Origin of the sequence: Streptomyces sp. NPDC091282 (genome assembly GCF_044757385.1) — a bacterium.
GTDB lineage: Bacteria > Actinomycetota > Actinomycetes > Streptomycetales > Streptomycetaceae > Streptomyces > Streptomyces gramineus.
The window spans coordinates 117,897-125,983 of the sequence record NZ_JBIVUX010000014.1 but is presented as its reverse complement, the minus strand read 5'-3'; the positions used below and the strand labels follow the sequence as shown (position 1 = coordinate 125,983).

The 8,087-nt window shown below is 70.6% G+C and carries 7 protein-coding genes; 1 reads left to right on the top strand and 6 read right to left on the bottom strand.

The window, feature by feature from the left end; all coding sequences use genetic code 11:
• Positions 1–97: 97 nt before the first annotated feature.
• Positions 98–649 (bottom strand): isochorismatase family protein, encoded by a 552-nt coding sequence (locus tag ACIQOE_RS40115; protein ID WP_365575346.1) that lies wholly within the window; start codon positions 647–649, stop codon positions 98–100.
• A 105-nt stretch (positions 650–754) separates the two neighbouring features.
• Between ACIQOE_RS40115 and ACIQOE_RS40110 the strand changes: the two genes are divergently transcribed.
• Positions 755–1,312: a GNAT family N-acetyltransferase gene (locus ACIQOE_RS40110; RefSeq protein ID WP_365575372.1), complete on the top strand. Its 558-nt coding sequence runs from the start codon at positions 755–757 to the stop codon at positions 1,310–1,312.
• Here the strand turns inward: ACIQOE_RS40110 and ACIQOE_RS40105 are convergent.
• The 5 genes from ACIQOE_RS40105 to ACIQOE_RS40085 are packed head-to-tail and all read right to left on the bottom strand — an operon-like array spanning position 1,309 to position 7,974.
• The gene (locus ACIQOE_RS40105; protein WP_365575343.1) at positions 1,309–2,826 is read right to left on the bottom strand and encodes a type IV secretory system conjugative DNA transfer family protein; all 1,518 of its coding nucleotides are present in this window, start codon (positions 2,824–2,826) and stop codon (positions 1,309–1,311) included. The two genes, ACIQOE_RS40110 and ACIQOE_RS40105, sit on opposite strands and share 4 nt — an antisense overlap.
• Before the next feature lie 13 nt (positions 2,827–2,839).
• Complete coding sequence (locus tag ACIQOE_RS40100; RefSeq protein WP_351328466.1) at positions 2,840–4,255, bottom strand: ATP-binding protein; 1,416 nt, start codon at positions 4,253–4,255, stop codon at positions 2,840–2,842.
• Between the two features lie 14 nt (positions 4,256–4,269).
• Entirely contained in the window at positions 4,270–5,829 is a 1,560-nt protein-coding gene (locus ACIQOE_RS40095; RefSeq protein WP_351328465.1) for an SCO6880 family protein, read from the bottom strand.
• Positions 5,826–7,151, bottom strand: coding sequence for a hypothetical protein (locus ACIQOE_RS40090; protein ID WP_351328464.1), 1,326 nt, complete (start codon positions 7,149–7,151; stop codon positions 5,826–5,828). The genes ACIQOE_RS40095 and ACIQOE_RS40090 overlap by 4 nt, the downstream gene beginning before the upstream one ends.
• On the bottom strand, positions 7,141–7,974 hold the full coding sequence (locus tag ACIQOE_RS40085) for a hypothetical protein (RefSeq protein ID WP_362649921.1): 834 nt from the start codon (positions 7,972–7,974) through the stop codon (positions 7,141–7,143). The genes ACIQOE_RS40090 and ACIQOE_RS40085 overlap by 11 nt, the downstream gene beginning before the upstream one ends.
• Between the last annotated feature and the right edge of the window lie 113 nt (positions 7,975–8,087).

Sequence of the window (8,087 nt, the reverse complement as noted above, 5' to 3'; positions counted from 1 at the left end):
GCAGGGGGGACCCTGTGGGAGAGTAGGACACCGCCGAACAAATATTGGGAAAGGCCCACACCGTATGGTGTGGGCCTTTCTGCATTTCCAGGAGTTTTTAGAACGTCACGTCCGTCGTGGCGACCGTGCCGCCTTTTCGGCCCGGGGCCTCCTGCCACTGCCAGTAGAGGTTCGTGTGGGAGATGACCAGCTCCGGCGCCGGCGCGCCGTACGCGGTGAGGTCCTCCGTGGTGTGCGCGTCTGCGACCAGCGTCGCGTCGTAACCGCGGACCAGGGCGCCGTGCAGCGTGGAGCGGATGCAGGCGTCGGTCTGGGCGCCCGTGACGACCACGCGGCCCACGCCGTGCCGGGCCAGGACGGACTCCAGGTCGGTGTCCTCGAAGGAGTCGCCGTACCGCTTGTGGACGAGGGTCTCGGTGGCCTCCTCGCGGACCAGCTCCGGGACGTACTGCCAGGGAGCGCTGTCCGGCTTCAGCTCGTCGCTGGAGTGCTGGATCCAGATCACCGGGACCGCCTCGGAACGAGCCTTGGCGAGCAGGGTGTTGATGTTGGCGATGACCTCGTCGCGATGGTGGGAGCCGTCCACCACCCCGTTCTGCACGTCCACGATCAGCAGGGCGGTGTTCGGCCGGTTCGGCAGAGTCGTCATGGCCTCCACAGTAGGCCGGGGCACTGACAACGGGCGCCGTGCGAGGCGTCGTAAACGAGGTGAGGCGAGCCGACGGCGGCGGCTACCGTGGCCGTCATGGATGGGATGACCAGTGGTGACTACGTTGTTCGTGCGATACGGGCCGGCGAATGGGAGGCCGTGAAGCGGCTGCGGCTCGTCGCGCTGCGGGACCCGGTGGCGCGTATCGCCTTCATGGAGACCTACGAGGACGCGGTCGAGCGGCCCGATTCCCTCTACCGGGAGCGGGCCGCACGGTCGGCCGAGGAGCCGAGCGGTGCCCGGCAGTTCGTCGCCGAGGCGGCGGACGGGACGTGGGCCGGGAGCCTGACGGTGCTGGTCGAGGAGGCCGGCTCCACGGACTGGACCGGAGCCCTGGTCGAGCGGCGGCAGGGGCACGTGGTCGGGGTGTTCGTGCGGCCCGAGCACCGGGGGAACGGTCTGATCAAGGCGTTGTTCGACACCGGTGTGGCCTGGGCGCGGGAGCAGGGCGTCGAGCGGGTGCGGCTGATGGTGCACCAGGACAACCAGCGGGCCCAGGGGGCCTACCGCAAGGCGGGGTTCGTGCCGAGCGGGGTGACCGTGCCGTTCGACAAGGACGACTCGGAGGACGAGTTCGAGTTCGTCCTGGAGTGGGCTTCCTAGGCGGTCGGGCGGACCGGCAGCTCGCGGTGCGGCCAGCGGGAGCGGGCCTGTTCGTGGGAGCGCAGCAGGGCGAGGACGGGCAGGCCCTGGTCGGCTCCGGTGGCGAGCAGGTCCGGCAGCTGGGGGAGGGGTGCCACGGCCGCCACGTCGTCCAGGACCAGGGTGAGTGGTGGGTCGAGCCGACCGGAGGATGACCGTTCGGCCATGCGCCGGCCGTGCTCGACCACGCTGGAGGCGAGAGCCGTCAGAAGAGGCATCGCGCCCGGGTTGGTCCTGGGGTCTTCGATGGATTCACCCACCAAGTAAAGGGTGCCCCCTTCGGAGACGAAGGAATCCAGGGCGAGGGCATCGGATCGGTTCGGCGTGCATGCCTCGCGAATGTTGACGGTGAACAGGGCGGCGAGTGCGCGGGCCGTCAACTCCTGGGCGATGTCCCGGCGTTCGGGGTGGGAGGTGAGGGCGGCTTCGAGTTCGCCGGCCGCGCCGGGAGCCGCCTTCGGGTGGGTGCGCAGGGTCCGGACGGCGTCCTGGACGCCGGTGCCCTGGGCCCAGCGGTGGACGTGACGGATCGTGCGGTTCTCCAGGGCGGCGGCGTGCAGGTAGCTGCGCAGGAGGGTCTCGGCGGTGTCGCCCACCGCCTGGTCGATCCTGGCGGTGGGTCTCACGGGGGTCAGGAGTGCCTGGGCGCGCTGGATCGCGGTCTGCTTGTCCTCGCAGTGGGCCGTGGGGGACCAGTGGAAGCGGGCCGGGGTGTCGCAGAGGTGGTGGGGGTCGTAGAGGAGGACCGGGCCGAGCTTGGCGCGGGCGTCCTTGGTGTCGGACCACAGGGCCGGGTTCGAGGTGACGACGAGGGCGGGGCCGGCCGCGTCGCGGATGGCCTGGGCCGCGGTGGCGCGGCGGGTGTCCCTGGGCGCGATGTGGAGGTCCGTCCACCCGGCCGTCCGCGCGCCGCCCGCGGGCAGGAAGGCGGCCGTCGACTCGATGAGGACCGGGTCCGGCACGAGCGGTTCGGAGGTGACGGGGACGGCCGGCGCCGGGCTCGGTCCGGGGGCCGCTTCCGGTGCGAGAGCCGGTGCAGGTGCCGTGCGGGGCTCGGGCAGCGGTGCCGCCGTGGCGGCCGCGTACTTCTCCGCCGCTCGTCGTCTTCTGCCCGCACGCCAGCGGGCCACCGTGCCCATCACGAAGACCGTCAGGACCAGCAGGATCATCAGCTGGCCGATGAACAGGCCCCAGAACAGCCCCCATCCGGACAGCTCGGCGGGCGGTGTGTCCGGCCAGGCGCCCGCGATGTCGTGCGGTGCGCCGACGAGGTGGCGCATCGCGAGCGGGGTGTGGGTCAGGTCCACGGACGACGGCCAGGCGCCCTGCGCGAACCAGGCCGCCAGGCCGGTCGCCGTCCACACCAGTGCCGTGATGCCGAGCAGGAACGCGAGTATGCCGATCAGCAGGCCGTCGGGGATGCCGCCGCCGCCGTACTGCTCGTACTCGCGCTCCTGCCGGGGGTCCGGTCTCACGATCGGGTCCTCCCTACGCCACCGTCGATTCCGAGTCGCCGAGGTGCTGTTCGACGAAGGCCGCCGCCCGCTGTTCCGCCTCCAGTTCGGCGGCGCGCAGGGCGTCGTCGGCGGCGAGCTGGTCGGCGGACGACTCGGTCATCGCGCGGTCCGTGAAGACGAGCGGCCGTTCCGTCTCGGTGACCAGGTGTTTGACCACCTGGACGTTGCCGTTGACGTCCCAGACGGCGATGCCTGGCGTGAGGGTCGGGATGATCTCGACGGCCCAGCGTGGCAGGCCGAGGACCCGGCCGGTGGCGCGTGCCTCGTCCGCTTTCTGGGCGTAGATCGTCCGGGTCGACGCCATCTTCAGGATCGCCGCCGCCTCCTTGGCCGCCGCGCCGTCCACGACGTCGGAGAGGTGGTGGACGACCGCGACGAAGGAGAGGCCGAGCCGGCGGCCGAACTTCAGCAGCCGCTGGAAGAGCTGGGCGACGAACGGGCTGTTGATGATGTGCCAGGCCTCCTCGACCAGGAAGATGCGCTTCTTCCGGTCGGGGCGGATCCAGGTGTGCTCCAGCCACACGCCGACGATCGCCATGAGGATGGGCATGGCGATGGAGTTGCGGTCGATGTGGGAGAGGTCGAAGACGATGAGCGGGGCGTCGAGGTCGATGCCGACGGTCGTCGGGCCGTCGAACATGCCGCGCAGGTCACCGTCGACCAGGCGGTCCAGGACCAGGGCGACGTCCAGGCCCCAGGCCCGTACGTCGTCTATGGCGACGTTCATCGCCTCGGCGGACTCCGGCTCGGGGTGCCGTAGCTGCTCGACGATGTCCGTCAGGACCGGCTGGCGGTCCAGGATCGTCTCGTTGACGTAGGAGTGGGCGACCTTGAGGGCGAAGCCCGAGCGTTCGTCGAGGCCGTGGCCCATCGCCACCTCGATGATGGTGCGCAGCAGCGCCAGCTGGCCCGTGGTGGTGATCGAGGGGTCCAGCGGGTTGAGGCGGATGCCGTGGTTCAGGGCGGCCGTCGGGTCGAGCCGGATGGGAGTTATCCCCAGCTCCTCCGCGATGAGGTTCCATTCGCCGACGCCGTCCTCGCCCTGGGCGTCCAGGACGACGACCTGCCGGTCGCGGAAGCGCAGCTGCCGCAGGACGTAGGTCTTCTCCAGGGCCGACTTGCCGTTGCCGGACTCGCCGAGGACCAGCCAGTGCGGGGCCGGGAGTTGCTGGCCGTAGAGCTGGAACGGGTCGTAGATGTAGCCCTTGCCGGAGTACACCTCGCGCCCGATGATGACGCCCGAGTCGCCGAGGCCGGGCGCGGCGGTGGGCAGGTAGACCGCCTGGGCCTGGCCGGTCGAGGTGCGGACCGGGGAGCGGGTCGTCTCGACCTTCCCGAACAGGAAGGACGTGAAGGCTTCGGTGAGGACGGACAGCGGGTCCCTCATCAGCGCATCAGCCTCTACCTTCGGATTCCGGTGGCGAAGGGAAGTGTGTTCACGAAGGCGCGGTGGTGCTCGCGGTCGCACCATTCCAGTTTGAGGTACGACTTTCCCGCGGACGCCCTTATCGTGCGCTTGTCGCGGTTGAGGGCCTCCGGGGTGCGGGAGGAGACCGTGATGTAGCCGACCAGGTTGACGCCGGCCGCGCCGCTGGCCAGGTCCTCGCCGCGCTGGTCGAGGCGGTTGTGGGCGGCGATGTCGCGGGGGTCGACGGTCCGGTTCATCTTGGCGGCGCGGGACGCCTCGGCCTCGTCGTTGGTCTTCTCGGTCAGCATGCGTTCGATGGCGACCTCGGTGGGTTCGAGGTCCATGGTGACCGCCACCGTGCGGATGACGTCCGGGGTGTGGACGAGCAGCGGGGCGAGGAAGTTGACGCCGACGGGGGTCATCGGCCACTCCTTGACCCAGGCGGTGGCGTGGCACCAGGGCGCGCGGGTGGACGACTCGCGGGTCTTCGCCTGGAGGAACGTCGGCTCCATGGCGTCCAGTTCGGCCGGCCAGGCGTTGCGCTGGGTCATCGCCTGGATGTGGTCGATGGGGTGGTCCGGGTCGTACATGGAGTGGATGAGGGAGGCGAGGCGGCCCTGGCCGAGGGGCTGGCGGACGCGGATGTCCGCCTCCTGGAGGCGGGAGCAGATGTCGGTGAGCTCGCGGGCCATGACCACCGCGAGTCCGGCGTCGCGGTCCAGTTTGCGGCCGGACTGCGGGCGGGCGGCGCGGGCCATCGCCTGGGCCTCGGCGGCCAGTTCACGCGAGTAGTGCATGCAGGCGACGAGGTAGGCGCGGTGCTGCTCGCTGCTGGTGGAGACCATGGACTGCAGTTGGTCGTACGACTGGGACAGCCAGCCCGGTGCCTTCTCGTCACCGCGCTGGGCGACGTCCTTGGCGTGGGCGTCGGGGTCGGCGGGGAGGGTGCGGGCGAGCATCTGCAGGCGGGTGACGAAGCCGTCGCCGTTGGCCACGTGCTTGAGCAGGGTGCCGAAGCGGTCGACGAGGGCTTCCTGGTCCTCGGAGTCGCGCAGACCGACGCCCGGGCCCTCGATCTCGATCGCCGCGGTGACGGTCTTGCGGTCGGCGTGCAGGAGGACGGCGATCTCGTCGGGGCCGAAGGGTGCGGCGAGCCAGCTGATCCGGCCGATGCCGGGCGGCGGGCCGATCTCGACCTCGCGGCCGTCGATGCGGGTGCCGGCCTCGGCGGCGGTGGACCGGTAGACGGTGCCCTGGCGCAGGGTGCGCTTGAAACTGCGGTTGATCTCGAACCACTTGTAGAACGTGCGGCGCTTGTAGGGCACGTAGACCGCCGCGAGCGCGAGCAGCGGGAAGCCCATGAGGAGCACGATCCGCAGGGAGAGGACGGGGACGAGGAGCCCGCACATCATGCCGAGGAACGCGCCCGCGATGATCAGCACGATCTCGCCGGATTCACGGTTCCTGCCGACGATCGCGTTCGGCCTGGCGCGGCCGATCAGATACGTACGGCGGGGCGTGACCGGATGGGACAGGTGGGACTCGGTCGTCAACGCCCTTCACCTCCCGAGCTGTTGTTGCGGGTGTTGCCGGCGTGCGGGGTGTTGATCGGGCTGGGCGCGCGCGGTGCGGGTGCGGCGGAGGGGACAGATCCGCCGCCACCACCGTTCGGGGTGCGCGTGCTGTGCGCGGCGACGCCGCCCGAGGCGGGGTTGGACGGGCGGGCACCGGAGGCGCCGGAACCGCCGCCCCCGCCGCCGTTGTTGTCGGCGCGGGCGCTGTGCGTCCTGATGCCCTGGGCGACCAGGTTGGCGGGGCTGCTGATGACCGCGGCGGCCTTGCCCTCGGCGCCCGACATGATGCGGTTGCTGCGGCCGGCGGCGATCTCGTCGCCGAAGCCGGGGACGAAGCGGTAGATCATCGCGCTGGCGAAGATGGCGAGCAGGATGATCGCGAGGCCGGAGACGACGGCGGAGAACGCGTCGGGGCCGCCGTCGGAGGACAGGGCGCCGGCGAGGCCGAGCACTATCACGATGACGGGCTTGACGAGGATGACGGCGATCATGATGCCGGCCCAGCGGCGGACGTGGCCCCACAGGTTCTTGTCGACGAGGCCGGCGTAGACGACGGTGCCGAGGAGGGCGCCGACGTAGAGCAGGGCGGCCCTGATGACGAGCTCCAGCCAGAGGACGCCGGCGGCGAGGATGCTGACCAGGGAGACGACGATCAGCATGATCGGGCCGCCGCCGATGTCGTCGCCCTTGCCGAGGGCGCCGGAGAAGGTGCCGAAGAAGGTGTCCGTCTGGTTGCCGGTGGTCTTGGCGAGGACGTCGGTGACGCCGTCGGTGGCCGAGACGACGGTGTAGAGGATGAGGGGCGTGAAGGCGGACGCCAGGACGGTCAGCCAGAGGAAGCCGACGGCTTCGGAGATGGCGGTGCTGAGGGGGACGCCTCGCACCGCGCGTTTGGCGACGGCCAGGAGCCAGAGCAGCAGGGTGAGGATCGTCGAGGCGGCGAAGACGACGGCGTACTGCTGGAGGAACTTCTCGTTGGTGAAGTCGACGTTGGCGGTCTCCTTCACGGCGGCGCTGAGCTTGTCGACGGTCCAGGAGGCGGCCTTGGCACAGCCTTGGGCGAGGGAGGAGAGGGGGTCGAGGGTGGAGGTGAGGGGGTCGGTGGTGGAGCCACCGCCTCCGCTGCCGCCGCCTTTCTCGCAGTAGTCCTTGGCGGGGCCGCGAATGAGGTCGCAGGCGTCGCCACTGGGTGTGGCGGTGGGGGAGGGCGCGGCGGCGGCATAGCCGGCCTGCAGCACCGCGGCCGTTTGAAGGGCGCCGAGGATCACGCCGAGTTTGAGGAGACGGTGGCTAGCGCGCATACGTGAACCCTCCGAATTCCTCCACGGCCCTGGTCATGTCGTCGGCGGTGGAGGCCTGCTGGTCACGACCGACGGGAACCGGCCCGTCCTTCTGCTGAAAGTCGGTGATCTTCCAGTCGTTGTCGGCCCACGTCAGTTCGTAGGAGGTGGTGTACCAACTCTCGGTCACCGGGTTGGTCGAGGCCGCGCCGGACAGACCGAAGAGTGAGGTGTACCAGACCTCGACCGTGGCGGTGTCCGTGCTGAACATGGTGACCTTGGTGCCGACCGGGACGACCCGGGAGACGAAGGTCTGGCCGGCCGGTGCGCTGCCGTCCTTGTTGAGGCCGATGTTCGTGAGGAACTTCGCGCTGGAGTAGGCGCTGTCCAGCCCGGACTGTCTGCTGGCGGCGGCGTCGGGGGAGTAGATGGTGTCCACGATCGCGTGCCGCCTGGCCGTGACGAACATGTCGGTCGAGCCGAGGGCGACGGAGTAGTTGGCCGCCGCGCTCTGTGCCCCCTGCTCGCTGTGGGCGAAGCCGGTCGGGATTCCCTCGGTGCTCTTCGTCTCCACCGGTCGTGTCCCGCTCGCCGCCGTGGAGGACGTGCCGGGTTGCGAGCCGTTGCCGCCGGTCGTCTTCGCCGCGGGCGAGTCCCCGCCGCCGCCTCTGTTCGCGAAGGCGATCGCCGCGATGAGGAGGACGACCACGCCGACGACCGTCACCAGGCTTCTGGAGGAGGAGCGGCCGCCGCGGCGGGACGCGCCGCCGTACGGGTCGCTCTCGGGCAGCCGGGTGCGGGTGTGGCCCGTCTCCGGGTAGCCGGGCTCGTCTCCGAGGCTCATGCCGGGTACTCCCCCTCCACGTCGTGCCGGAACGCGTAGCAGTACGACGGTAGCCGTGCTGGTTCCCGCGCGGGCGCGGTGTGGTGACTCGACATCAGGGAAACGCAACCTCG

What these genes read in the sequence shown, in the direction of transcription:
- ACIQOE_RS40090 (WP_351328464.1), bottom strand. Translation starts at nt 7,151, where the DNA reads ATGCGCGCTAGCCACCGTCTCCTCAAACTCGGCGTGATCCTCGGCGCC.
- ACIQOE_RS40085 (WP_362649921.1), bottom strand. Translation starts at nt 7,974, where the DNA reads ATGAGCCTCGGAGACGAGCCCGGCTACCCGGAGACGGGCCACACCCGC.
- ACIQOE_RS40100 (WP_351328466.1), bottom strand. Translation starts at nt 4,255, where the DNA reads ATGAGGGACCCGCTGTCCGTCCTCACCGAAGCCTTCACGTCCTTCCTG.
- ACIQOE_RS40110 (WP_365575372.1), top strand. Translation starts at nt 755, where the DNA reads ATGACCAGTGGTGACTACGTTGTTCGTGCGATACGGGCCGGCGAATGG.
- ACIQOE_RS40115 (WP_365575346.1), bottom strand. Translation starts at nt 649, where the DNA reads ATGACGACTCTGCCGAACCGGCCGAACACCGCCCTGCTGATCGTGGAC.